Annotated in this window: 1 protein-coding gene; it reads left to right on the top strand. The window is 56.7% G+C overall.

From position 1 onward, the window contains the following. On the top strand, positions 1–509 hold a 509-nt coding region (locus ACNS88_RS17630; protein WP_435100666.1), incomplete at its 5' end, for an RNA-guided endonuclease TnpB family protein. Positions 510–526: the final 17 nt, after the last annotated feature.

The following is a 526-nucleotide window of genomic DNA, read 5'->3' as shown; positions in this document are numbered from 1 at the left end:
AGTCGATGTGGGCACGTCGGAAGCTCTCTGATCGTGAGACACACTACTACCACACGCTGACCGACGCCATCATTACGGAGTGTGTCGAACGCGGTGTCGGTACGCTCGCGGTGAGTTGGCCGGAAGACGTCCGAGAGTCAGACTGGGGCAAGACCGGGAACAAGAAGCTCCACTCGTGGGCGTTCGACCGCATCTACCAGTACCTCGAATACAAAGGCGAGATGCGCGGTGTTGAGGTGCTGAAAGAGAACGAGTGGAACACCTCGAAAACGTGTTCACGATGTGGAGACGACACGAAATCGAACCGTGTCGAACGTGGGCTGTACGTCTGCTCGTCGTGCGAGTTGGTAGCCAACGCAGATTGTAACGGGGCGGAGAATATGCGACAGAAGATAACTCCGAGTCCTCACGGAGAGGATAGGAGTAACGGCTGTGTGGCACAGCCATCGACATACCTGTTCGACCGCGAGAGCGGATGCTTTGCACCGCGAGAACAGGTCGTGTCGTAGACCAGCAAATATCCCAC

The organism is Halorubrum shenae, assembly GCF_051194165.1.
In the GTDB taxonomy this organism is placed as follows: Archaea; Halobacteriota; Halobacteria; order Halobacteriales; family Haloferacaceae; genus Halorubrum.
Note: the sequence above shows the minus strand (reverse complement) of the source record. Positions and strands in the feature narration are given on the sequence as shown.